The sequence below is a fragment of the Nocardia sp. NPDC059180 genome (assembly GCF_042754945.1).
Lineage (GTDB): Bacteria > Actinomycetota > Actinomycetes > Mycobacteriales > Mycobacteriaceae > Nocardia.
The window spans coordinates 90,962-115,588 of the sequence record NZ_JBHZBU010000010.1 but is presented as its reverse complement, the minus strand read 5'-3'; the positions used below and the strand labels follow the sequence as shown (position 1 = coordinate 115,588).

Here is a 24,627-nt window from a genome sequence, read left to right as displayed (position 1 = left end):
GGACGGGACCGGCGGACGGGGCGGCGAATGCTGTGCTGTTCACGAGAAGCACGGTCGCCGCCTCCGCTGACGGCGACCTGATGCCGGACTGACACACCGCTGGCACGACCGAGCGCCCGGCGCTGTCAGCGGACGTGTCAGCACGGTGTCAGCCCGGCATCAGTCGCACCGGCGACGGTAGTTCCCATGAACAGCACAGCAATTGCGGCCTCGGGGCTGCGGAAGTCTTACGGGGACAAGGCAGTCCTCGACGGCGTCGACCTGACTGTCGATGCGGGCACGATCTTCGCCCTGCTCGGTCCGAACGGAGCGGGCAAGACGACGACGGTGAACGTCCTGACCACCCTGTTGAAGGCCGATGGCGGCACGGCACGCGTCGCTGGCCACGATCTCGCCACCGAGACCAAGGCGGTGCGCGCGTCGATCGGAGTCACCGGCCAGTTCGCCGCAGTGGATGGTCTGCTGACCGGCGAGGAGAACCTGCGCTTGATGGCGGATCTGCACCGTCTGCGCGGTAAGGACGGTAAGCGGGTGATCACCGAGCTGCTCGAGCGATTCGACCTGATCGAATCGGCGCGTAAGCCGGCCGCGAGCTACTCCGGTGGTATGCGCCGGAAGCTGGATCTGGCGATGACTCTCGTCACCAAGCCCGGGGTCGTCTTCCTCGACGAGCCGACCACCGGACTCGATCCGCGCAGCAGGCGCACCATGTGGGAAATCGTGCGGGAGTTGACCACCGATGGCGTGACGATCTTCCTCACCACCCAATACCTCGAGGAAGCCGATCAGCTGGCCGACCGGATCGCGGTCCTCGACCATGGCCACATCGTCGCCGAAGGCACCGCCGACGAACTCAAGCGCCGCGTGCCTGGCAGCCACATCCGGCTGCGCTTCACCGCCGCCACAGAACTGGCGACGGCGGCGCAGATCCTGCCCGGCGCCACCGCCGCCACCGACGACGGGCTCACCCTGAGTGTCCCCGGCGATGGCAGCTCGACAACCCTGCGGGCCCTGCTGGACCTGCTCGCCACCCACGGGATCGAGGCCGAGCAGGTCTCCATCCACACTCCCGATCTCGATGACGTTTTTCTTGCCCTGACCGGGCATGCCACCACGGAGGCCGAAGCACGATGAGCACCACGACCGCACCGAACCGTCTGTCCGCCGCCCTGTACGACTCTTCGGTGATGTTGCGCCGCAACTTCACCCACATCACCCGCTCGCCCATCGCGCTTTTCAACGCGGCGCTCATGCCCGTGATGGCGATGCTGATCTTCGTCTACGTCTTCGGTGACGCGTTCGACGTCGGCGAGAACTACATCGACTATGCCCTTCCCGGCATGCTGATGCTCGCCATCAGCTACGGGCTCTCCGGTACCGCGGTCGCGGTGAGCTCCGATATGACCACCGGTGTGATCAACCGGTTCAAGGTCATGGATGTGTCCCGTGGCGCCGTGCTCACCGGCCATGTCGCGGCCTGCATAGTGACCAACGTGGTCGCCATCGCCTCCGTCGTCGGCGTCGGTGTCGCACTCGGTTTCCGCTCCCCGGCGACCGCTGTGCAGTGGTTGGGTGCGCTCGGCGTCCTGCTGGCCGCCTCCTTCGCCGCCTCCTGGCTCACGGTCGCCCTCGGCATGGCCGCCAAAACCGCGGAAGCCGCGGGCATGTCGTTGGTGCCGCTGATGATGCTGCCCTTCGTGAGCAGCGCGATCGTGCCCGCCGACAAGATGGGTCCCGGCGTCCGGCAGTTCGCCGAGTACCAGCCCTTCACCCCGATCATCGAATCCGTGCGCGGCTTCCTGACCGGGAACCCCTCGGCCGGATACACCGCGACGGCGCTGGCCTGGTGCGTCGGCTTCGCCGTGGTCGGCTACCTGTGGTCGCGTGCCACCTTCACGAAGCGAGCGTGACCGCGACCAGATCGGCACGGTCGGCTACCGCACCCTCCCGCATCGCCTCGGTGAACCCCTGGTCACCGAGGCGATGTCGTGCTGTCTGCTCGATGCCTGCCGTATTCGGGTGGGAATGATCGGGCAACCCGCGCACCGCGGTACTCGCGCCGAGCAGCCGTGCGGCCTGCTCGTACTGTTCGGCGCGCACCGCCAGATCCGCGATCCCGACGAGGACATCGGCGACCAGGGGCGCGTACCCCGCGGTCGACGCCGCCCGGAAGGCCGTGTCGTAGTGAATCGCGGCCTCGGCGAGATCCTCGGTGAGTGCGCCGAGCAGAACGTGGACCATCGCACTGATACTCGGCTGCTCGGCATCGCTGCCGAGCACCGTCCGCGCGAGGTCGACCTGCTGGAAGGCCAGCGTGGTATCGCCACTGCACCTCGCCAATTCCGCCCGCGCCATAGCGACCTCGGCCAGTGCCGCCGGCCAGCCGGTGTGATCGGCACGCCGCTGCGCTTCGGCCAGAGCGGCCGCACTGTCCTCGGCCCGGCCGAGCAACCAGTACAGCTGGGCCTGCCGTGCGCGCATCGTGACCACATCCTCGATCGCGCCGACTTCGGTGACCACCGCGATCGCCTCGTCGAAGAGTGCGACGGCGCGGTCGAGTTCGCCGCGCACCGCGATCCGGTTCGCCAGCTCGGTCAGCGCGAACGACATGCCCCATCGGTCGCCGAGGGCGCGGAACTCGGTAAGAGCCTGCGCAAGGTATTCGTCCGCCTCCGGCCCGGCATGGCCGAGCAGAGTGCGCAGTTTGCCGAGCTGGAGCCGGGCCAGCGCCCGCACCCAAGGATCGTCGTCGGTCAGCACCGCTTCGAAGGCGGGCAGATACTCGTCCGGGCGACCGAGCATCCGTTCCAGCGCGGCGGCGAGCCGCAGGACGGGATGGCTGCCCTCCACATCCAGGCCGGCCTGGTAGGCCTTGTGGATCCAGTCCGCGACGTGCTGTTCGTCGTTGCGGCCCGAGATCACGAAATGCACGACCAGCCCGTACACGAGCGCCCTGGTCTCGTCCTCGACCTCGCCGGGTAGCTCCGCGGCCGCGACGACGAGCTCGGTGCCGAGACCCTTGTGTCCGCCCAGCCACCAGTACCACCCCGCGGCCGCGGCGAGCCGCATCGCGCCGGCCGCTTCGCCGCGCGCGAGCGCGCCTCGCATCGCCGCGGTGATGTTGTGGTGCTCGGCGTCGAGGACGGCGAGCCACGTCAGCTGCTCGGCGCGACGCAGGTGCGGTTCGGCGGTCGCGGCAAGCCCGGTGAAGTACGCCAGATGTGCGCGGCGCGCGGCATCCGCGTCGCCCGACTCGACGAGCCGTTCGGCGGCGTACTGCTTGATCGTCTCCAGCATGCGGAAGCGCGGGCTGTCGTCCTCGGTGACCTGGAGCAGCGACTTTTCGGTAAGCGCGGTCAGCAGCTCGAGTACCTGCCACTGCTCGACCACACCGGAGTCTGCGCAGACCTGTTCCGCCGCTTCCAGACTCGCACCGCCGGCAAATACCGCGAGCCTGCGCAGCACCAGCTTTTCGGCGTCACTGAGCAGCTCCCAGCTCCAGTCGACCACCGCGCGCAGGGTCCGGTGCTGGGGAATCGCGGTGCGGCTGCCACCGGTCAGCAGCCGGAACCGGTCGTCGAGCCGGTCGGCGAGCTGATCGAGGGACATGGTGCGCAATCGGGCCGCGGCGAGTTCGATCTCCAGCGGAATCCCGTCGAGGGCCCGGCAGATCCGTGCCATGGTCGCCAATGCGGCCGCGTCGGTTCCGAGATCTTTACGGACCGCACTTGCCCGGTCCCGCAGCAAGGCGACGGCCGGGGAGGTGTGGATCGCGTCGGCGTCGGTGTCGGTGCGGGGCAAGGCCAGCGGCGCGACCGGCCACAGCGCCTCACCGGTGATACCGAGCGGCTCCCGGCTCGTCGCGAGGATCCGCAGGCGCGTGCATTCGCCGAGCACCCGGTGCGCGAAGGCCGCCGCCGCCTCGATCACATGCTCGCAGTTGTCCAGAATCAGCAGCGTCTCGCGGTCGCGGATCGCCGCGATCAGCCGGTCCACCGGTTCGGCGTTCGGCGCGCCGCCGAGCAGTGCGTCGCGGAGCCCGAAGGCGGCCAGCGCCGGTTGCGCCAGATCGCCGGTGCCATCGGCACCGGCCAGTTCGACCAGCCAGGCGCCGTCGGGCAGGTCGCCGAGCATGGTCCGCGCTGCCTCGACGGCCAGCCTGGTCTTCCCGGATCCGCCCGGCCCGGTCACCGTGGTGAGCCGATGAGCGACCAGGAGTTCGCGAACGACGGCGATATCGGCGCTCTTACCGACGAAGCTGGTCAGCTCGGCGCGCAGGTTGGTGGTGCGCTCCTCGGGTCGTGCCCCGACTTCACCACGCAACAACGCGACGTGCAGCGTGGACAGCTCCGGTGACGGGTCGACGCCGAGTTCGTCGGCGAGCGCCTCCCGTGCACGCTGGTAGACCGTCAAGGCCTCGGCGCCCCTGCCCGCCGCACCCAGTGCCCGCATCAATGCGGCCACCAGCCGTTCCCGCAGCGGGTGCTGGGCGACCAGGTCGGTCAGCTCGGCGACGAGTTCGCCGCCGCGGCCGAGCCGGATCTCCGCCTCGTACAGATCTTCCATTGCGGCCAAGCGCAGCCCATCGAACCGGGTGATCACCGCGTCGACATCCGCGCTGTCTCCGAGATCGGGCATCGGCGCACCACGCCACAGTGCCAGGGCCTCGCGCAGCAGCCGAGCCTGATACGCGTCGTCGCCGCCACGCGCCGAGTCGAGCAGCTGATCGAATCGCACCGCGTCGACGGCGCCCGGGTGCACCGCGAGCCGGTATCCGCCTGGCTGTACATCGAGGGAGCCGTCGGGGAGGACCCGCCGCAGCCGGGAGACCAGCGCCTGCAACGCATTGGCCGCGTCGGCGGGCGGCTGCTCCCCCCAGATCCAATCGACCAGTTTCGCTTTCGACACCGCGCGACCGGGCTCGAGCGCCAGCGCGATCAACAGTGCCCGCAACCGTGCACCCGGCACCTCTATCGAGCCACCGCTCTCTGTTCGAACTTCCAGCGGCCCAAGGATCCCGATCTGCACCGGCCCTATTGTGCACGGGAGGCCAGGTGACCGTCCTCCGTCAATGGGAAAGGCTGGACATTCCTGGGATCAGAGGGAGCATCAGGTCGGTGTCAGGTCCGTATCAGCGACGTCCGCGAAGGTAGTCCCATCAACGAAACAGCGACCGCAGCGCACCGATTGCGGGAGCGACACCGCCGAACTCGAGGAGAGACAACCATGCACACCTTCCAGACTCCGCAGCCGATCGCCGTCGTCGTCGATGCCCTGGCCGCCGATGTCATCGTCACCGCCTCCGATCGCACCGACACCGTCGTCGTGGTTCGCCCTGCCGACGAGTCCAAGAAGGCCGATGTGCGCGCCGCCGAGCACACCGAGGTCGAGTTCCGCGACGGCACCCTGCGGGTGACCACGCCGAAGACTTGGCTGACCTACACCCCTTTCGGCGGCAACCCGGCGATCACGGTGACCATCGAGGTACCGACCGGCTCCGAGCTGAAGAGCACCGCGGGAGTCGGCCATGTGCGTGGCGCAGGCGCACTCGGCCACTGCGATCTGACAGTGGCGCTCGGCGATATCACCATCGAACGTCCGCAGGGGTCGGTGACCGCGAAGACCTCCAAGGGCGATATCCGCATCGGCGTCGCGACCCGCGGCGAGATCCGGCTGGAGACGTCGGTCGGTGAACTCGAGGTCGGTATCAACCCCGGCAGCGCGGTGCACCTCGAGACCGATGCCACCGTCGGCACAGTGCAGAACACACTGGCACCGGTCGGATCGGAGCCCGTGGACACCGTGCAGGTATTCGCGCGGAGCTCGCTCGGCAACGTCATCGTCCGGCACGCCGATGCCGCCTGAGTTGTGTGTCGACGTTGTGGGGACGGGCCGGCCGCCCGTCCCCTGCTGTGGCCGGGGCCCTCGGTCGGGTCGATATCGATACCGGCCGAGATTCTCGGCATGGAATGGATCGCCGCCGACGGCTAGGACATCTGGGCCGGGGCAGTCACGTAGACCTCCCGTACGGCCGCGTCAGTTGTTGATTCTGCGGCGGCCCGGGCGGCAAATTCGTCGATTGAATCTCCACTGGCGAACCGCCGGTAGTACGCAAACCGATCACGGCGATGGTCTTGTCGTCGTGTCGTTTCGACCGCGGTAGCCGACGACCGTCCGGGTCCGCCTCGGACTCCCAAGCGTGAAGACGTGCGAGTAGATCGCGAAGCCCGGCATCCGACAACCGGTTGTCCAAGACCACCCGGCACGAACCGTCTGTCATCCCGACCGCGACTGCGGTGTCACCGAGTACGAGAAGATCGAGCGTGTCCTCATCGACCCGAATCACCGCTACTGTGCTCGACGGCGATTCCCCTGACCGTAGGCGAAGTCGCTGCGACACCCCGATCAACGAATCGGCTAACGCCGCCCTGAGATCAGGATTGTTCATACGCCGCGCCACTCGCCGCCTAGAACATGCACATACCGGCCCGCTGACGAGATCGCCGGGGCGAGTGCGGTGGCGCCATCGAGAACGATGATGCCGTGATCGAGCACAACCAATCGGTCCTCATCGGACTCCGCCGCCAGCTGAGCCGCTGAGATCCTCATCCGCCTCCTGTCCAAATGACTAAGAACCGGCCGGCAGACGATTCGCGGTACATCTCCGTCAAGTAGGCACGACACCTACCCGCTGAGCCAGTCGACCGAGATCTCCCGTTGTGAGTTCTCGGCGCGCTGTTCGCATCATGTGCCCGACCAGTTCCCGCACATGGACCATATTTCGAACGTGCTGTGGTGCGGCGTGTTCGGCGCGCAGCAGCGCGTACAGCGAATCGCGGTGGTTGCGCTGCATGGCATGCGCGCGGCCGACCTCTACGAAGTACTGCGCGCGGCGATTTTGATTCGGTAGGTGCTCCGGTGACAGCGTAGGAGCAAGCGCGAGCACCTGACCCGGTTCGCGCCGCTCCATCGCAGCGGACATCCGCCAAAGGGTGATGTTCGGCGGCCGGAACGACTCATTGCGCGCCAGTGATGTGCTCGGCGCCGCCTCAGCGAGCCTGCCTGCTTGCTCCGCCGCTTCGGCAAGGTGCGGTTCCGGATCACCGCCGAGCGCTGCCGTCACCAGTGATGCTTGAAGGCGCAGCATCCCGGTTACTTCGACATCCCCGACCGTGCGCACATCGGCCGCGAGTCGGTCGGCGGTATCTTCGGCTTCCCGGAGCGCCGCCGGGAGAGCATCGGGCCGGGTCAGCAGAATCTGAGAGCGGTAGAACGCCGAGCCTGCGGCAGCCGCCGGGCTGCCGGTATGTTGGGCTGCTCGCTGAGCCTCGGCCGCAGCCGTCCATGCGAGCGCTGGATACCCGCGCGCTTTCAGCGCCGATGCGACGCCGTAAGCGACGTTTCCGAACACATCCCACGCTTGTTCGTCCGATGGCTTTTCACGCACCCAGCGGTAGCCATCGACCAGCATCGGTGCGAGCAACGGACCCAGCGTGGCGTAGTCACAGTCTGCCCGTAGCCGGTTTGCCTCCCGAGCCGCTGTTGTCAGCGCGTTGAGGGTGCGCGGTCGGCGGTTCTCGGTCAGGTCGCCATGGGTCCACAGCGCGGTTTCGATATCCGGGACGGCCGCGTGGAATCCGGCTGCGACCGGGTCGAGCTTCTCTTGCTCTGGGTGGCCTGTCAGATCACCGATGGTGACGCCGAGGGCAGATGCCAGCACCAGTAGTGTTCGGCGTGAGTCGATCGGCCGTTCACCGTTCTCGTACTTGGCAACCGCACCACGCGACAGTCCAGCTCGGTCGGCGAGTACTTGTTGCGAGATCCCTCGCCGGGCGCGGATTGTGCGCACCTGACGACCGACATAGCGGTCGTCGTCTGGCTGAAAGTCGCTCATTTCCCCACTGTCCCATAGCGGGACTATTCCGGTGTCCCATCGCGGGACCGCTTCCGGCGCAAGCGCTGTCAAGGTTCCTTTCAGCCCCGCCGCCGGGACGCGGCCGAACCGCTCCCGGTTTCCTCGGCGGCGGGTGCACACCACAACCCGACGAATGGGGCCGCCGATGCGATACCGACCGACCGCGCTGGGATGGATAGATCCGGACTTCACACTTGCTCCAGAATGGGATGCCGCACGAGTGCAGCAGCTCGCGCGACGGCTCGGCTACGAACTCATGTGGCCGCGCGCAGGTTCGCAATTGCCGCTGCCGGATCAGGTGCGCGAGTCCGACGCCGAAGCTCTGATCATTCCGGCGCCCGAGCACCTAGACCCGCTCACGCTCAACGCCGTCATGCACTACCGCGACGTGGAATCGGTGTGTCCGCGACTGTCTTTCGCCCGCTGGTCGATTACCGGAGCTCGAGTGTGAGCGGCTGGACGTTTGCCGGGTACGCCGTCGCGGGCGGTCTGCCGTTGCTGGTTATTGCCGCAGCGGTCTGGTGGCCGCCCGATAAGGGCGGCGACGAGTAGTGCTCAGCGTCGTCACGACGTCAGCGGCCGTTCGTCGCCACTCCGGCCGAGATCAAGGGTTCGTACAAAAATCCCACGCCCGGCCGCAACAGCTGCCGATTCGGCGGCGCTGCGAGCGGCAACGTCGTCGATCGAATCCCCGCTGGCGAGCAGCCGGTAGTACAGCGGGCCGGACACTGCCGTGAGGACCGCGCGGGGATCGGTTCCGGGCGGGACCTCACCGCGGGCGATGGCGTCGGTGACACACGGCGACCATTCGGTCAGGCGGATGTCGTAGAAGCGGCGCAAGGCGGCGGCAGTGGTCTCGTCGCAGGTGGCCGCTGCGATAACGGCCAGGAACAGGCGGCCTTGGCGCGGGTCGGTGAGGGTTTTCGCGACCAGGCGGGCGTTGGCGGTGAGGTCGCCGAGCAGCGAGCCGGTGTCGGCGCGGGGCAGTGATTGTTCGGCCATGTCCACCAAGAGGTCGGCAATGAGGCCGGTGGGGGTGCGCCAGCGCCGGTAGACGGTGGTCTTGCCGACCTCCGCGCGCGCGGCGACCTCGGCCAGATCCAGTTGGTCGAATCCGTGTTCGGCGAGCAGATCGCCGGCGGCGCCGAGCACGGCCGTACGGACGCGGGCGGTGCGTCCACCTGGGCGGACCGCCCCTGGGGCGGTCGAATCTTCCGTCATAACGGGACTCCAGTTTCATTTATCGCCGAACGGGTGTACGTTCTTAGTTGTTAACGGAACTATAGACCCTTTAGGAGTTGTCATGGAGTATCGGCGGTTGGGTGCCTCGGGTCTGCTCGTTCCCGCGTTGAGCTTCGGGGCGGGCACATTCGGCGGCCGCGGCGAACTGTTCAGTGCCTGGGGTGACACCGATGCGGCACAGGCGCGGCGCATGGTCGATATCAGCTTGGACGCGGGCGTCACCATGTTCGATACGGCCGATGTCTATTCCGACGGCGCCTCCGAGGAAGTCCTCGGCGCGGCCATCCGTGGACGGCGTGATCAGCTGCTGCTGTCCACCAAGGCGAGCTTGCCCACCGGACCCGGCCCCTTCGACGCAGGCTCGGGCCGATCCCGGCTGATCGGTGCCGTGGAGGCCTCCCTGCGGCGGCTCGGGGTCGATCACATCGACCTGTTCCAGCTGCACGCCTTCGATGCGCACACCCCGATCGATGAAGTGCTGCGCGCACTCGATGATCTGGTGCGTGCGGGCAAGATCCGCTACCTCGGCGCATCGAACTTCGCGGGCTGGCAGCTGATGAAATCGCTGGCCGCCGCGGACCGCAACGGCCTGACCCGCTACGTCGCCCACCAGGTCTACTACTCGCTGGTCGGCCGGGACTACGAATGGGAACTGATGCCACTCGGCCGCGACGAAGGCGTGGGTGCGGTGGTGTGGAGCCCGCTGGGCTGGGGCAGGCTGACCGGCAAGATCCGTCGCGGACAGCCACTGCCGGAAGGCAGCCGCCTGCATCAGACCGCAGCGGCAGGCCCGCCGGTGAACGACGAACAGCTCTACGACGTGGTCGACGTCCTCGATGAGATCGCCGCCGAGACCGGCAAGACCGTCCCGCAGATCGCGCTGAACTGGCTGCTCACCCGCCCCACGGTCGCCACCGTCATCGTCGGCGCCCGCAACGAAGACCAGCTGCGCCAGAACCTCGGCGCCATCGGCTGGCAACTGTCCGCCGACCAGATCGCCCGCCTCGACAAGGCGAGCGCCGTCACCCCGCCCTACCCCTACTACCCGTACTACCGCCTCCCCGACTTCACCCGCCTCAACCCGCCCGCGGTGTAGGGCGCACGAGCGGTACTTGGCTGCGGCATTTCGCGAGAACTCCCCGCAGCCAAGTACCACTCGTCGCCACGCCTACGGCGTCCGCCGGGATAAGTGGACGGTTGTACTATTATTCTGGCCGGGCAGGAGGAAGGTGGACGGCATGGTTGGCAACAGCAAGGTCGACGGCCGCGTGCGCCGTGGCGAACAGTCCCGGCGCGCCATCCTGAATCGAGCGATGGACATCGCCTCGGTCGAAGGGCTGGAAAGCCTGTCGACTCGGCGGCTGTCCGCAGAACTCGGACTCAGCAACAGCGGGGTTTTCGCGCAGTTCGGATCCAAAGAGGAACTGCAGCTCGCCACTGTGCGTGCGGCGATCGACGTGTTCGCCACCCAGGTGGTCAAACCGGCCCGGCGAGCGCCCGGGGGAATGCGTCGGGTGCGCGCCCTGGCCGAGTCGTGGATCGACTACGCAGCCAAACCCATTTTCAGTGGCGGATGCTTCTTCCTGTCCACGATCTCGGAGTTCGACGCGCGCCCCGGGCGGGTGCGTGGTGCTCTCGCAGCGGCTCGGCAGGACTGGCTGCGGCTGTATGAATCCACTGTCGCCGAAGCGATATCGCTCGGCGAGATCGATCCGGATATCGATCCCGCCGATCTCGCATTCGAACTGGACGCAGTCGCCAGGCAGGCTGCGCAGGACGCGTTGCTATTCGACGATCCCGCCCGTTACGAGCGGGCTCGTCGAATGATCGACGCCCGGTTGGCCGTCGTGGCGCCCCTGTGACGCCTCGGCCTTCTCCCGCCAGATGCGGAACTGGGCGGCGGCGTAGTCGGTAGAAAAACCCAGCTGCTCGCACATCTGGTGGAAATCGAAGAAGAACCGCTCGTGGATGATCAATCCGCCACTCACGGTCCAATGGCATGCGAATGGCAGGCGGTAGCTTGTGCCGGTCGGCTCGATGCCCGCGAGCGGGCCCCGCATGGTCGCGGAAATGATGCCGGAGCCGACCACCAGATCGTCCGCGGAGTGCAGGTATTCGAGTTCCACGTGATAGTCGGGGAAAGCGCGGAAGAACCCGGTGAAATGTCGTGCGGCTTCATCGGTTCCCCGCGCCAGTGCCTGGAAGGGAATCGTTTCGAAGACCGCGTCACGATGGCAGGCCGTGAGTGCGGCCGGGACGTCCGCCCGGCTCTTCGCGGACGCATAGGCTCGGACGATATCGGCCGGTGCTGGTTCGGGCATGTGCTGTTCTCCTCGTGCCTCACGCGGCTTCGGCAATATTCAGGACGATCTTTCCCGTGGTTGTGGCCTGCGCGACGATCTCGTGGGCCTTTGCCGCTTCCGCCAGGGGTAGCTCGTGGTCGACGTGGACACGCAACTGCCGGTTCCGGACGAGATCTGCCAGCGCCTCCAACCCGGCATCGTCCGGATCTACGAGATAGCCGGTGGCGCGCACGCCGAGCTCGTCTGCACGTTCGAGCAGTCCGGGCGTCCAGGCGGCTTGGCCGCTGACCAGAATCCCGCCGGGACGAAGGGATTCGAGGGCACCGAGCCCATGCTTACCGCCGAACATCTGAATCACCACGTCGGCATCGCGTACCTCGGTCGCCACATCCGAGGTGGTGTAGTCGATGGTCTCGTCGGCGCCCAGCTCGCGCAGGAACGGGTGTTTGGCTGCGCGACCGGTGCCGATGACGTGGGCGCCGCGCGCCTTGGCGACCTGAATGGCCAGATGGCCGACCCCGCCGGCGGCACCCGCGATGAGAACCCGTTGCCCCGCGGCGACGTTCGCTACGTCGACCAGCATCTGCCACGCGGTCAAACCGGCCAGCGGCAGCGCGGCGGCTTCCACGAAGCCGAGTTCATCCGGCATCAGCGCGAAGTGGCGTGCCGGAGCCGTGACGTACTCGGCGTAGGCGCCTGCCTCCCGCGGAAACCACGGCATGCCGAAGACCCGATCGCCGGGCCGGAATCGGGTCACGCCGTAGCCCACCGCGGACACGATGCCGGCCGCGTCCCATCCGTTGATGAAGGGCAGGCTGAGCACTCGGTTATACGCGTGGCCTTCGCGCGTGTAGTAGTCGACGGGATTGACGCCCGCTGCAACCACCTGCACCAACACCTCGCCTGGACCGGGCTGCGGTTGCTCCACCTCGACCAGCTGCAGCGTCTCGGGACCGCCCCATTCCCGCTGCTGTATTGCACGCATCTCGCATACCTCCAAACTATGTGGACGACTGTACTGTAAGTTTTGCGAAGTGTTGGCGTCAATACCCCACTAGCACGAAGTTCGACCAGGACGGTCGTACTGATTCATTGCTAGGACCCCGTGTCGGTGGCGCACCGTTGGATGGCCCGGCGAGAAGCCGGCAGTGGGTGCTCGCTCAACGAAAACGTCGAACGGCACATGGCTGAGGCATCGTGCGAGTGGGCCCCCGCTCATGTGCCACTCGGCATCCCCGAGAGGCGGCAGGGGGCCGAGGGATGGCTACCGACGCGCTCTCAGTAGACGTCGCGGACGTAGCGCTTTTCGGCTACGAGTTGTTTTTTGAAGGCCAGGGCGGCGTCTTCGTCGAGTTTGCCGTGGATCTGGGCGATCGTGAGCAGGGTGTCGTCGACGTCCTTGGCCATGCGGGCGGCGTCGCCGCAGACGTAGAAGTGGGCGCCCTCGCGCAGCCAGGACCACAGCTCGGCGCCGTGCTCGATCATGCGGTGCTGCACGTAGATCCGCTCGCGCTGGTCGCGGGAGAACGCGAGATCGAGTCGGGACAGGTGCCCGGTACGGAACATGTCTTCCAGCTCGGCGCGGTAGTAGAAGTTCTGGGCGGCGTGCTGGTCGCCGAAGAACAGCCAGTTGCGCCCGGTGGCGCCGAGTGCGCGACGCTCGTGCAGGAACCCGCGGAACGGCGCGATGCCGGTGCCGGGGCCGACCATGATCATGGGGACGCTCGGGTCCAGCGGCGGCCGGAAATGCGGGGCGCGCTGCAGGAAGATCGGCACCTCGGCGGCGTCGGCGCGGTCGGCGAGGAATGTCGAGCTGACGCCGCCACGCCGGGCGGCCGACCCCGCGGCGGCCGGATCGCCGTAGCGCACCACACCGACGGTCAACTCCACCTGATCCGGGCTGACCAGCGGACTGGACGAGATCGAATACTGACGCGGCTGTAGCTTTTTCAGCGCGCCGAGCCATTCGACCAGATCGGCGCGCACCGGGAAATCGCGCAGCACGTCCACGGCCTGGCGATCCCACAGATACCCGGCCAGCTCATTGCGGTTGTCGCGGCGCAGGAGCTTGGCCAGCCGCTTGTCCGGATTGCGGTCGGCGACGAATTCCAGCAGATCATGGGAGATCTTGGTGATGTCGTAGCGAGTGCGCAGCGCCTCGGCCAACGGCAGCTCGGTCGAGTCGACCTCGACGTTCCAGCGGCCGTCCAGCCCGGTCGCGGCGAGCCATTCATCCACCAGTGACGGACAGTTCGTCGGCCACACCCCCAGCGAATCGCCGACCTCGTAACCGGCGTCCAGCCCGCGCAGATCGAAACCGAACCTGCGCACCTCTTTCGACGAATCCGCGGTGGTCAGCACCTCATTGCGCACCAGCGGTGCGCGCAACGGGGCATTGCGACTGAAGGGTGCGGGTGCGCGGCGTGCGGGCTGTGGCGCGGGCGCGGTGGTGACGGTGCGATCGAGCACGGCGGTGGCGGTGCCGCCGGACCCGGTGGGCGGCCCGAACCCGACCGAATCGGGCGGATTCGAGCCGGTGGGCCCTGCGGGCGGATCGCCCTCGGATCCACCGAGCGCCACCATCACCTCGTCCAGCCACGCCTGGCCGGGATCGGTGAAGTCGGGTTCGCAGTCCACCCGCGGCAACAGCCGGGTCGCGCCGCGTGCGGCGAACTTCTCGTCCAGTTTGCGGCCGTGCCCGCAGAAGTCGTCGTAGGACGAATCGCCCAATGCGAAAACGGCGTAGCGCAAGCCGGTGAACCGGGTCGCGCTGTCGTCGAGGCGGCTCCAGAAGTCGGTGCCGTTGTCCGGTGGCCCGCCGTCACCGAAGGTGCTGCTGATGACGAGCACGTCGCCGGTCAGCGCACCCAGCTCGCAGGAATCCATATCGAGCAGTCGCGGGCCGAAACCGGATTCGGCCAGCCGTTGCGCTGCCACCGCCGCGAATTCCTCGGCATTGCCGGTCTGCGAAGCCCACAGCACCGTCACCGGCCGTGGCTCGGCTGCGGGTTCGGCGGCCTGCATCGAATCACCGGCGACGCCACGCGAATACATGCCTGCCAGCATCCCGTCGACCCACAGCCTGCTCTGCGGCGACAGCGGCGCCGACGCGGGCAGCACCGGCTGACCGGCGACGGGCATGGAATGCAGGGCAGCCAGATACCCGCCGAGGTAGATCCGTTCGGTCTCGCTCAGGGTCGGGGTGGCGGGTGCATCGAGGCCGAGCATCGCGGCCAGCGGGTGGGTGCCGTCGGCCGGTGCCGATTCAGGCTGCGCGCCCGGTGTTTCCCGCGTCGGCCGCGCGATGGGAGCGACCCGGCGCAATGCGACGGCGCATGCCTTGAACTCCGGTTGCAGCGAATCGGAGTCGACGGCGTCGTTGGTGACGGCATTGATGGTCAGATACTCACCCTGTTCGTCGTTCCAGTGGAAAGGCGCGAAGCAATCGCCCGGCCGCACCCGATCGCTGATCCGGACCGGCAGTACGGCACGGCCGCGGCGTGAGGTGATCTCGAGCTGATCGCCGAGAGCCAGTTCGAGCGCGCGGGCGTCGTCGGGGTGGACCTCGACGAATGGTTCGCCGTTGAGCTTGTTGAGCTTGTCGATCCGGCCGGTCTTGGTCATCGAATGCCACTGATGTTGCAGGCGGCCGGTATTGAGCAGGAACGGATAGTCGTCATCCGGCATTTCTTCCGGCAGCAGATGCGGGCGAGGCCAGAAGATCGCACGGTGACTCGGCGTGGGGAACGCCAGTCGCGGACGGTGGCCGTCGGCGTCGACGAACGCTGTCTGGCTCACCCCGTCGTTGACGTAGCGAATCGGGTTGCGACGCTGCTCGGAATCCGGGCACGGCCACTGCATGGGCCCTTCGCGCAGCCGTTCGTAGCTCATCCCGCTCAGGTCGTAGCCGGTCGCCGGATTGGCGAACCGGCGCAGCTCGGCGAAAACTTCCGCGCTGGAGCTGAAATCGAAGCCGGGGAACCCCATCGCGGTGGCGACCTGAGCGATGAGCTGCCAATCCGGGCGGGCGTCACCCGCAGGCTCGACCGAACTCTGTAGCAGGGTGACATTGCGTTCGGAGTTCACCATCACGGCGTCGGCCTCGGCCCACAGGGTGGCGGGCAGCAGCAGATCGGCGTAGGCGTTGGTGGCGGTCTCGGTATAGGTGTCCTGGGCGATCACCAGCTCGGCCGCCTCCAGGCCCGCGATGACCGTCTTCCTATTGGCAACGGTGGCCACGGGATTGGTGCAGATGATCCAGGCCGCTTTGATGTTGCCCGCGGACAGCTCACGGAACATCTCGATGGTCCCCGGCCCCGACTCGGCGCGGAGAGTGCCCGGTGCGACGCCCCACGCCGACTCCACGAAGGTCCGGTCGGCAGGAGACAGCACACTGCGCTGACCCGGCAGGCCCGGACCCATATAGCCCATCTCCCGACCACCCATGGCGTTCGGCTGACCGGTCAGCGAGAACGGCCCACTACCGGGGCGGCAGATAGCGCCGGTGGCCAGATGCAGATTGATCAGCGCATTGGTGTTCCAAGTGCCGTGGGTGGACTGGTTCAAGCCCATCGTCCACAGGCTCATCCATTCACCGGCTTCGCCGATCCAGCGGGCCGCGGTGCGGATATCGTCCGCGGCCAGGCCAGTGATCTCCGCGACCCGGTCAGGGGTGTAGTCGGCGAGGAACTCCGGCATCGCCGCCCAGCCCTCGGTGTGCTCGGCGATGAACTCGGCGTCGATATCGCCGGCCTCTACCAATAGATGCAGCAGCCCGTTCAGCAGGGCCAGATCGGTACCCGGCGCGATCTGCAAGAACAGGTCGGCGCGGGCCGCGGTATCGGTGCGTCGTGGATCCACCACGATCAGCTTCGCGCCCGACTTCAGGCGGTCGGCCATCCGGAGGAAAAGGATGGGGTGGCAGTCGGCCATGTTCGCCCCGATGACGAAGAACAGGTCGGCGTGATCGATATCGTCGTAGGAGCCGGGCGGTCCGTCCGCACCGAGCGACTGCTTGTAGCCGGTGCCCGCACTCGCCATGCACAGCCGGGAATTGGCCTCGATGTGCACGGTGCGCAGATAGCCCTTGGCCAGTTTGGTGGCCAGATACTGCGCTTCCAATGACATCTGCCCGGAGACATAGAGGGCGATGGCGTCGGGGCCGTGTTCGTCGAGGATCGCGCGCAGCCGGTTGGCGGCCTCGGCGACCGCGGCGTCCACATCGATCGGCGCGGGCGTCTCGCCACGGCCGTCGCGGCGGTAGGCGGTGCCCATGCGGCCGTCGGCGCGCATGAGTTCGGCGTGGGTGGCGCCCTTGGTGCACAGCCTGCCCGCGTTCGACGGATGCAGTTTGTCGCCGCTGACCTTGGCGATCACGGTGGCGCCCGAGGCGTCGCGGCCGGTCTCGACGGTGATACCGCAGCCGACGCCGCAGTACGAGCACGCCGTCCTGGTCGTGCCCGGCTGCCGGTTGGTCGCCGCATCGGACATGCCACCGATCATTGCCGCGCTCGGTTTCGGCAGTTTTGCCCGATGTTATCGGCAGATGACGTTTCCGCTCAGCGCCGGATTTTCGGCCGGGACCAGGGGGTTCACGTCGGTGAGACGTGCATCACCCCAGCTTGTAGGCTCGGTGCAGCGCTACCGCGCCGAGGCTGAGGTTGCGCCATTTGACTCCGGACCAGCCCGCGTCGGCGATCCGCAGCGCGAGCTGACGCTGATTCGACCAGTCCGGAATGGACTCGGCGAGGTAGGCGTAGGCCTCGGGATTGCTGCTGGCCACGCGGGCGATCTGCGGCATGACTTTAGTCAGATACTTGACGTAGATGCCCCGGAACGCCCGCACCACGGGCGTGGAGAACTCGCAGATCACCAGCCGCCCGCCCGGCTTGGTGACGCGCAGCATCTCCCGCAACGCCAGATCCGGGTCGGCCACATTGCGCAGACCATAGGAGATCGTGACCGCGTCGAAGGAGTTGTCGGCGAAGGGCAGCGCCATCGCGTCGCCGGCGACCATCGGTACGTTGCGGAATCGACCCGCTTTCAACATGCCCTGCGAGAAGTCGGCCGCCACGCACCACGCACCCGATTTGCTGAACTCCGCGGTGGACACTCCGGTACCCGCGGCCAGGTCGAGCACCCGCTCGCCGGGTCGCGGTGCGATCGCCTTGCGGGTCTCGCGGCGCCAGTACCAGTCCTGCCCGCCGGAGATCAGGATGTTGGTGGAGTCGTACTTCTGCGCGACCTCGTCGAACATCGCCGCGACCTCATTGGGCTGCTTGTCCAGCGAGGCCCGGACCGAGTGTGTTTTCGCCACGCCACCGACATTAACGGGCGCCGACGGAGTCTCGGTGCTCGCACCGGTGTTGCCTTGGTTACCCGCGTGGCTCACCACAAGTGCTCGTAATGGATGCCCGCATCGACCAGCAGCGCGATACCGAGAACGACAAAGATCACGCGGACCGAGGCCGGCCCGTATCGGGTGCAGACCCGCACCACTTTCCGGTAGATCCGCTGGGCTGTCGGAGTGCGGCGGGTGCCGAGCGCCAGGACGAGCAGCGGGGGCAGCAGGGCGAGGGCGCAGTAGGCGACGATGATCAGCGGCCACAGCGTCGGCAGTGGGTCGCGGGCCGAGATCATCGCCAGCCCGGCGAGGTACGGGATGGCGGTCGGTGCCTGCGCGAGCCCGATGGCGACACCGACGATGCCGAGCAGCCAGGGTTTTCGACGGAACGTCGTCGCCCAGGGCGGCGGTTCGGCGCGGGCGCCTGCGGGCAGGCAAGCGACGGCGATGAGTGCGATGCCGATCGCCAACTCACCCCAGGCCCGGATGGTGGGCGTCAGCTGGAAGCTCACCAGTCCGGTCAGGAAGTTGATCCCGAGAACCGCCAGCAGACCGAAGGTCGTGGTAACGGCGAAGACACCGGCGATGAAACTCAGCCCACCGAGGATGGGCGAGCGCCGCCCGAGCCTGCTGTCGAGCACGATCGCGGTGGTGACTCCGATGAGCAACAGGTCTAGTGAATCGATGAATGCGAACCCGGCGAGCGCGAGAAAAAGGGTCAGCATGACGACGCCAGCGTACCGGCGTCGAACCAGCCCGCTCTGTGCCGATGCGCCGCAGCGCGGACGCCGGGCTCAGCGTGACCACAGTCCGGCCTGGGCAGCCGTGAACCCGCTCAGCCGGGCAGCACTTCGGAATCGACTGAACGAACTCTTGAATCACGCAGTTGTCTGCGCGTAATCAGACCGTCGAATCTGCCGGCGACAACCAGTTCGCCGCACGCCCGGTCAGCGCCAACACGCGGTCCAGGCGCGGGGCATCCGCGGAGACCGACACCACCGGACCGAACATCCCCGGCGTCCCCTCCGCGGGGCTGTCGTGCAGGAACTCCAGCAGGATCTCGAGGTCGGCATCGGTGGGCGTGACGTCCTGGCCGGTGGCGCGGGCGAGATCCCACGCGTGGATCACCACTTCGTCGAGGGCGACGCGGGCCATGATGTTCGCGGGCATGCTGACCCCACCCGCTTCGGTGTCACCGTCCCAGGCCGAATCCTCGCGCCAGGCCAGGACCAGCGCGTCGAGCTGCCGGGGAATGCGAGCACGCCACTCCGGCACGAGCGGATTCTCCGGACCGGTGGTCGGCGCGACCGAACCACCGACCGCTTCCTTGGTGGCGGCCTGCCGGAAGGCTTCGGTCAGGTCGACGACATGGGCGAGTAGATCGCGCACGGTGGTGTCGGCGCAGGGAGTCGGGGCGTCGAGCTGGTCGTCGGTGATGCCTGCGACGACGGTGGCGAGGGTGGCGGCGGCCGGTGTGAAATCGAACTCCGGTGTCATCGTTTCTCCTGGAGCGAGGGGTGGGACGTCCAGTTGTTGAGACGGCCGGACGCACCGGAATTCATCGCGCCCGTGGAAAACAACGAGTGCAGAGGGCCGGTTGCCGGATCGCGGTAAGCGGGGCATGCTCGACAGCGTTGGACTGTTGTCCGCCCCGTGGCGGCACTCGCCCGGGGCATTCGCGGAGAGGAGCCCACGATGATCCCGAGTACACCCGACCCGGTCCCGGCCGCCGACACCGCCGATCTGGCCGAGCAGTCCCTGCAGGTCGAACCCGAGGACGACACCGCCCCCGACGGCGCCGAGCTCCACACCCGCGACAACTGGAACGCCGACCCCGCCGACCTGCTGGAGCAGTCCATCCCGGTACCGATGGACGACGAATACGGCGAGGAGTCAGAGGCCCCGGCCTGACAGCACGACGCGCGCGCCGGATTCAGCCCTGGATCTTGGCGCGCACCGTCGCGTGCAGCTCACGCAGGCTGGACCGTTCGGTCACCACCTCGAGCACCCGGATCCCGTGCGCGTTCCCGCCGAGCTCGATCGCCAGCTTCTCCGGCGTGACCTGCTGATGCGGAATACGGTATGCCGCACACAATGCCGCGAGATCCATGCCGTGCGGGGTACCGAAGACGCGTTCGAACACGCCCGCGTACTGCGGATCGCCCTGTTCGAGCAGCTCGAAGATGCCCCCGCCGTCGTCATTGGCGACCACGATGGTCAGATCGGCGGGCCGAGGCTCGCCGCGCCCGATCAACAGCCCGGCCGCGTCGTGCAGGAAGGTCAGGTCACCGATCAACGCGATGGTGCGGCCGGGATGATGCAGGGCCGCGCCGACCGCGGTGGAGACGGTGCCGTCGATACCTGCGACACCGCGGTTGGACAGCACCCGAACGCCCGGGCGCGGCTGCGATACGAGCGCCGCGTCACGCACCGGGTTGGAAGCGCCCAGCAGCAGCTGATCACCGTCGCGCAGGGCGTCCATCACGACAGCGGCCACATGCAGGCCGGTCGGCTTCGGATGACACGCCAGCTCATCGCGCACGACCTCGCTCGCCTTGGCGTCGAGGTCGCGGCAATGAGCCAGCCATTGCGGGCTCGGCTGCCCGGTCGTCACCGCGCGTGTGCCGGTGCCAACGACATTGCCGGACACATCGGGCCAGCGCGGGCCGGTGGTCAGTGCGAATACCGTGACGTCGGGATCGGCCAGCACCTTCGACACCTGACGATGCAGGGTTGGCCGGCCGGTGATGATCGCCTGCCGCGGCTTCAGTAGGGGCAGGGCCAGCGGATGCAGCGCGGGACCGTGCATCGGGGCGGTCGGCTCGGCGACGGTCGGCAACTGCGCCAATTCCGGCCGCAGCCCGGCACCGTGGCCGGAGATGACGACAGTGTCGAGGGTGAGGTCGATATCGAGCGGGACGTCGAGGGTGGCGTAGCGGGTCGCGGTCCAGGCGCTACCGTCGGCGCGGCCCTGCGGCAGCGGTTCTCCCTGTGCGAGATCGGGGACCAGCGGCTCCCGCAGTGGAATGTCGAAATGGACCGGCCCGGCATTGCCGGATCGGGTGCCGCGCGCGGCGGCGAGCACCCGGCAGACCGCCGAGCGCCAGACGCTGTTGTGCTGGTCGTACCCGCCGCTCGGATCGTCGGCTTCGGCCAGCCCGAGGCTGATGGTTGCGCGCACCTGGCTGCCGAACAGACCGAGCTGTTCGACGGTCTGATTGGCGCCGGTGCCGAGCATCTCGTAGGGCCGGTTCGCGCTGAGCACGATGATCGGAACCCGCGCGTAGTTGGCCTCGAGCACGGCGGGCCCGAGGTTGGCCACGGCGGTGCCGGAGGTCATGACGACGGGCACCGGACAGCCGGAGGCGATGGCGAGCCCGATCGCGAGGAACCCGGCGGTGCGTTCGTCGATCCGCATATGCAACCGCAGCCGTCCGGCGGCGTCGGCGGCCTGCAATGCGAAGGCCAGCGGCGCATTGCGCGAGCCGGGGCACAGCACGACATCTCGCACGCCCCCGCGCGCCAGCTCGTCGACGACGACCTGGGCCTGTGCTGTTGACGGGTTCACGTCTCCAGACTCTCAGACCGTGCGCCGCCGCGGTGCGTCAGCCTGCTCACACCCGAAGCAACTTAGGGTTTGCTAACCTACGCCATATGGCCAAGCGCACCAAGTACGTCAAGCCGGAGGACCGGCGGATCTGCACCGCCGAGGTCGTGGCGAGCAAGCAGGTGAGTCCGCACTTCGTCCGTGTGACCGTCGGCGGCGCGGACCTCGGTGACTTCACCTCGATGGGCTACGACCAGTGGTTCCGGCTGTTCCTGCGCCGCCCCCAGCAGAGCGAATTGCGCCTGCCGACGGCCGCGAACAACCTCTGGTACGCGCAGTACCTGATGATGAGCAAGGACACCCGGCCGCTGGTGCGCAACTACACAGTGCGCGATTTCCGCCCTGCGGGCTCCGGGCAGTTCGGTGAACATCCAGAGATCGATATCGATTTCGTATCGCACGGTGACGACAGTCCAGCCTCGGCGTGGGCGAACAATGTCAGCACCGGAACCACGGTCGGCCTGTTCGACGAAGGCCTGATGTACCAGGCGCCGGATCACACGGACTGGTCACTGCTGGTCGGCGACGAGAGCGCGCTGCCCGCGATCGCGGGTGTGCTGCGGTCGGCGCCGCGCGATCTGCGTGGCGCGGCATATATCGAGATCCCGCACGCCGATGACGTTCAGGAGCTGGACGAACCCGAAGGCGTCGCGGTGCATTGGCTGCCGCGCACTGACAGCGCGGCCAAGATCGGGGAGTTGGCGGCGGCCACGGTCCGCGAGGCCGAGCTGCCCGGCACGGGCGTATACGGATTCATCGCGGGCGAACAGGCACTCGCCTCGGGCGTGCGCAGGCATCTGGTGAACGAGCGGGGAATTCCCAAGGCGGACGTCACCTTCACCGGCTACTGGCGATTCGGCAAGGCCGCTCCGAGCTGATCAGAGCCGTAAACATGCCGCCGGTCCAGGAATTCGGTGGCGGACCCCCGGCCGGTACGAGAAGCCGGAGGCCGCACGGCATTGCGATGCCGCCGCGAGATTCCGCGGCGGCATCACAGGGGCGAAATCAGCCCGCGTGCCGCTGCACCAGGTCGCCGACGCGCGGCAGCGCCTCGATGACGTTCTTCTTCGCCGACGAACGCATCGACGAGTAGACCTTCTTGATGGCGGGCCGGGTGGAGCCTTCGGCACGCTCGTCGGTCACCACGAGCAACGCCTCGGCGACCTCGTCGGACTTGGCGACGAGCAGGTCGGCGAAACTACCCGAACCGGCAGCGACGTACTCCTGCCAGAACGGCTCCAGCTGCGCGAGCAGCTTGGGCGCCAGCGACTCCAGCGCGTCGGGCACGATGGACGGGCTGATCTTCTTGACCGCCGCGTATCCACCCTTCACAGCCAGGCCGGACGCACCACCCTTGTCCGAGACCTCGGCGTCCAGAACCTGGACGGCCTCGGCGAGAAAGGCCGGACGCTTGGCCTCGTCGAGCAGGGATTCAGACAGTGCTGCAACCACTTTCAGGGTCCTCCGGATCGTTATTTCGATGGACGAGCTGCCGCAACTATACGCATCGCTTCCAGCTTCGCGGTGGCTACGGCTGCCATGGCAGCAACTGCACCATCAGCCCTTCACAATCGGCGAGCACGCTGCCCTGCTCATCGGCCAATTCCGCGCTGATGAACGTCTTGCGACCTTCGATTCGTTCGACTCGCCCGCGCACGGTCAGCGGGGTCTCCAGTGGAGTCACCTTGCGGTAGTTCACATGCAAGTAGGCGGTGCGGCTGATCGGGCGTCCGGAGTAGTGCACGATCATGCCGAGCAGGTCGTCGAACAGCAGCGGCAGCACGCCGCCGTGCGCGGCGGAATTGCCGCCGAGATGGAAGCGGCGGAAGACACCCGTCATCACGATGCCGTCCGGGCCGGCTTCAACGGTCCGCCACGGGAGCAGCAGCAGGCTGCCGCGGCCGGGCAGCTCGACCGCGCGACCGGCCGGGCCCTGACGTTCGGGCGCGCGGTAGGGCTCGAGCAGATCGATCAGCCGGCGCGCCTGGTCTAGCGCGGCGCCGTAGACCTCATCCGGTGCGTCCACGGAAACGGTGAGGTCCTGCAGGGTGCGCATGGCCTCGACGAACTGCCCGTACTCGGGTCCGACCTGTGCGGGGGTGATCTTCGGAAACCCGCCGTGATCCTCGTACCGGGACACGTCCACCGCGCTGTCGTCGATAACCGGTTCCACTCGCTCGCTCATACCTGCACGCTAACGCGATTTTTTACACCGTCAAGTCGATGTGTCCCGTACGCCGGGAGTCTGGCGGCTCACACCTGCGGCCGAACTCGGCGACCGCAGGGCCATAATCACTGGCGTGACGTTCAATCCGACGCTGTGGCGGCCCGTACCCGGGTTCGAGAACCTGACCGACATCACCTACCACCGGCATATCGATCAGGGCACCGTCCGGATCGCGTTCGACCGGCCCGAGGTGCGCAACGCCTTCCGCCCGCACACCGTCGACGAGCTCTTCCGCGCGCTCGACCACGCCAGGATGACCTCCGACGTCGGCGCGGTCCTGCTCACCGGCAACGGACCGAGCCCCAAGGACGGCGGCTGGGCCTTCTGCTCCGGCGGCGACCAGCGCATCCGGGGACGCAACGGATACCAGTACGCCAGCGGCGACACCGCCGATACGGTCGACCAGGCCAGGGCGGGCCGGCTGCACATCCTCGAGGTGCAGCGGCTGATCCGATTCATGCCCAAAGTGGTGATCGCGCTGGTCAACGGCTGGGCCGCCGGTGGCGGGCACAGCCTGCACGTGGTCTGCGATCTCACTCTGGCCAGCCGTGAGCACGCCAGGTTCAAGCAGACCGATGCCGATGTCGGCAGCTTCGACGGCGGCTACGGCAGCGCGTACCTGGCCAAGATGGTCGGGCAGAAGTTCGCGCGGGAGATCTTCTTCCTCGGCAGGCCCTACACCGCCGAGGAAATGCATCAGATGGGCGCGGTGAACAAGGTCGTCGACCATGCCGAGCTCGAGAACGTCGCGCTCGAGTGGGCCGCCGACATCAACGGCAAATCGCCGCAGGCTCAGCGCATGCTGAAGTATGCGTTCAACCTGCTCGACGACGGTTTGGTCGGCCAGCAGCTGTTCGCGGGCGAGGCGACCCGGATGGCCTACATGACCGACGAGGCCGTCGAAGGCCGCGACTCCTTCCTGGAGAAGCGCGCACCCGACTGGGCCCCCTACCCCTGGTACTTCTGACCTGCCACAGCCCGGACCCGGGC

Annotated in this window: 22 protein-coding genes; 9 read left to right on the top strand and 13 right to left on the bottom strand. The window is 67.6% G+C overall.

Annotated features, from left to right (window positions below):
* Positions 1-186: 186 nt before the first annotated feature.
* Both ACFXNW_RS26410 and ACFXNW_RS26405 read left to right on the top strand, forming a co-directional pair.
* Positions 187-1,134 (top strand): ATP-binding cassette domain-containing protein, encoded by a 948-nt coding sequence (locus ACFXNW_RS26410; protein ID WP_379420489.1) that lies wholly within the window; start codon positions 187-189, stop codon positions 1,132-1,134.
* Entirely contained in the window at positions 1,131-1,910 is a 780-nt protein-coding gene (locus tag ACFXNW_RS26405; protein WP_379420488.1) for an ABC transporter permease, read from the top strand. Before ACFXNW_RS26410 ends, ACFXNW_RS26405 begins: the two co-directional genes overlap by 4 nt.
* Here the strand turns inward: ACFXNW_RS26405 and ACFXNW_RS26400 are convergent.
* Positions 1,894-5,028 (bottom strand): BTAD domain-containing putative transcriptional regulator, encoded by a 3,135-nt coding sequence (locus ACFXNW_RS26400; protein ID WP_379420487.1) that lies wholly within the window; start codon positions 5,026-5,028, stop codon positions 1,894-1,896. The two genes, ACFXNW_RS26405 and ACFXNW_RS26400, sit on opposite strands and share 17 nt — an antisense overlap.
* A 198-nt stretch (positions 5,029-5,226) precedes the next feature.
* Here ACFXNW_RS26400 and ACFXNW_RS26395 point away from each other — a divergent pair, with 198 nt between their 5' ends.
* Positions 5,227-5,865, top strand: coding sequence for a GIN domain-containing protein (locus ACFXNW_RS26395; protein WP_379420486.1), 639 nt, complete (start codon positions 5,227-5,229; stop codon positions 5,863-5,865).
* A gap of 579 nt (positions 5,866-6,444) precedes the next feature.
* On the opposite strand, the gene ACFXNW_RS26390 is transcribed toward ACFXNW_RS26395, so the two are convergent.
* Positions 6,445-6,609, bottom strand: coding sequence for a hypothetical protein (locus ACFXNW_RS26390; RefSeq protein ID WP_379420485.1), 165 nt, complete (start codon positions 6,607-6,609; stop codon positions 6,445-6,447).
* 58 nt (positions 6,610-6,667) lie between these two features.
* On the bottom strand, positions 6,668-7,894 hold the full coding sequence (locus ACFXNW_RS26385) for a helix-turn-helix domain-containing protein (protein ID WP_379420484.1): 1,227 nt from the start codon (positions 7,892-7,894) through the stop codon (positions 6,668-6,670).
* Positions 7,895-8,060: 166 nt separating this feature from the next.
* On the opposite strand from ACFXNW_RS26385, the gene ACFXNW_RS26380 reads away from it, so the two are divergent.
* Positions 8,061-8,366 carry a hypothetical protein gene (locus ACFXNW_RS26380; protein WP_379420483.1) on the top strand — a complete coding sequence of 102 codons (306 nt, stop codon included), beginning with the start codon at positions 8,061-8,063 and terminating at the stop codon, positions 8,364-8,366.
* 113 nt (positions 8,367-8,479) lie between these two features.
* Here the strand turns inward: ACFXNW_RS26380 and ACFXNW_RS26375 are convergent, their stop codons facing one another.
* Positions 8,480-9,136, bottom strand: coding sequence for a TetR/AcrR family transcriptional regulator (locus ACFXNW_RS26375; RefSeq protein ID WP_379420482.1), 657 nt, complete (start codon positions 9,134-9,136; stop codon positions 8,480-8,482).
* Between the two features lie 82 nt (positions 9,137-9,218).
* Here ACFXNW_RS26375 and ACFXNW_RS26370 point away from each other — a divergent pair, with 82 nt between their 5' ends.
* Positions 9,219-10,253, top strand: a complete 1,035-nt coding sequence (locus tag ACFXNW_RS26370) for an aldo/keto reductase (RefSeq protein ID WP_379420481.1) — start codon at positions 9,219-9,221, stop codon at positions 10,251-10,253.
* 142 nt (positions 10,254-10,395) lie between these two features.
* On the top strand, positions 10,396-11,019 hold the full coding sequence (locus ACFXNW_RS26365; protein WP_379420480.1) for a TetR/AcrR family transcriptional regulator: 624 nt from the start codon (positions 10,396-10,398) through the stop codon (positions 11,017-11,019).
* Here ACFXNW_RS26365 and ACFXNW_RS26360 read toward each other — a convergent pair.
* The 6 genes from ACFXNW_RS26360 to ACFXNW_RS26335 form a co-directional block, all read right to left on the bottom strand.
* Positions 10,942-11,478, bottom strand: a complete 537-nt coding sequence (locus tag ACFXNW_RS26360; RefSeq protein WP_379420479.1) for an ester cyclase — start codon at positions 11,476-11,478, stop codon at positions 10,942-10,944. The two genes, ACFXNW_RS26365 and ACFXNW_RS26360, sit on opposite strands and share 78 nt — an antisense overlap.
* Positions 11,479-11,497: 19 nt before the next feature.
* Positions 11,498-12,445, bottom strand: a complete 948-nt coding sequence (locus tag ACFXNW_RS26355; RefSeq protein WP_379420478.1) for an NADP-dependent oxidoreductase — start codon at positions 12,443-12,445, stop codon at positions 11,498-11,500.
* A gap of 293 nt (positions 12,446-12,738) precedes the next feature.
* Positions 12,739-16,962 (bottom strand): molybdopterin-dependent oxidoreductase, encoded by a 4,224-nt coding sequence (locus ACFXNW_RS26350; RefSeq protein WP_379420477.1) that lies wholly within the window; start codon positions 16,960-16,962, stop codon positions 12,739-12,741.
* A 109-nt stretch (positions 16,963-17,071) separates the two neighbouring features.
* Positions 17,072-17,776, bottom strand: a complete 705-nt coding sequence (locus tag ACFXNW_RS26345) for a demethylmenaquinone methyltransferase (RefSeq protein ID WP_379420476.1) — start codon at positions 17,774-17,776, stop codon at positions 17,072-17,074.
* A 71-nt stretch (positions 17,777-17,847) separates the two neighbouring features.
* On the bottom strand, positions 17,848-18,528 hold the full coding sequence (locus ACFXNW_RS26340) for a GAP family protein (protein WP_379420475.1): 681 nt from the start codon (positions 18,526-18,528) through the stop codon (positions 17,848-17,850).
* 175 nt (positions 18,529-18,703) lie between these two features.
* A complete protein-coding gene (locus ACFXNW_RS26335) occupies positions 18,704-19,300 on the bottom strand; it encodes a TIGR03086 family metal-binding protein (protein ID WP_379420474.1) in 597 nt (198 codons plus the stop codon).
* A gap of 198 nt (positions 19,301-19,498) precedes the next feature.
* Between ACFXNW_RS26335 and ACFXNW_RS26330 the strand changes: the two genes are divergently transcribed.
* On the top strand, positions 19,499-19,714 hold the full coding sequence (locus tag ACFXNW_RS26330; RefSeq protein WP_379420473.1) for a hypothetical protein: 216 nt from the start codon (positions 19,499-19,501) through the stop codon (positions 19,712-19,714).
* A gap of 22 nt (positions 19,715-19,736) precedes the next feature.
* On the opposite strand, the gene menD is transcribed toward ACFXNW_RS26330, so the two are convergent.
* Entirely contained in the window at positions 19,737-21,371 is a 1,635-nt protein-coding gene (gene menD / locus ACFXNW_RS26325; protein WP_379420472.1) for a 2-succinyl-5-enolpyruvyl-6-hydroxy-3-cyclohexene-1-carboxylic-acid synthase, read from the bottom strand.
* 86 nt (positions 21,372-21,457) lie between these two features.
* Here menD and ACFXNW_RS26320 point away from each other — a divergent pair, with 86 nt between their 5' ends.
* The gene (locus ACFXNW_RS26320) at positions 21,458-22,288 is read left to right on the top strand and encodes a siderophore-interacting protein (protein ID WP_379420471.1); all 831 of its coding nucleotides are present in this window, start codon (positions 21,458-21,460) and stop codon (positions 22,286-22,288) included.
* A gap of 127 nt (positions 22,289-22,415) precedes the next feature.
* Here the strand turns inward: ACFXNW_RS26320 and ACFXNW_RS26315 are convergent, their stop codons facing one another.
* Both ACFXNW_RS26315 and ACFXNW_RS26310 read right to left on the bottom strand, forming a co-directional pair.
* Complete coding sequence (locus ACFXNW_RS26315) at positions 22,416-22,862, bottom strand: DUF6918 family protein (RefSeq protein ID WP_379420470.1); 447 nt, start codon at positions 22,860-22,862, stop codon at positions 22,416-22,418.
* A 76-nt stretch (positions 22,863-22,938) separates the two neighbouring features.
* Positions 22,939-23,595: a PaaI family thioesterase gene (locus ACFXNW_RS26310; RefSeq protein ID WP_379420469.1), complete on the bottom strand. Its 657-nt coding sequence runs from the start codon at positions 23,593-23,595 to the stop codon at positions 22,939-22,941.
* A 115-nt stretch (positions 23,596-23,710) separates the two neighbouring features.
* Between ACFXNW_RS26310 and ACFXNW_RS26305 the strand changes: the two genes are divergently transcribed.
* Positions 23,711-24,604 (top strand): 1,4-dihydroxy-2-naphthoyl-CoA synthase, encoded by an 894-nt coding sequence (locus ACFXNW_RS26305; protein ID WP_379420468.1) that lies wholly within the window; start codon positions 23,711-23,713, stop codon positions 24,602-24,604.
* Positions 24,605-24,627 lie beyond the last annotated feature (23 nt).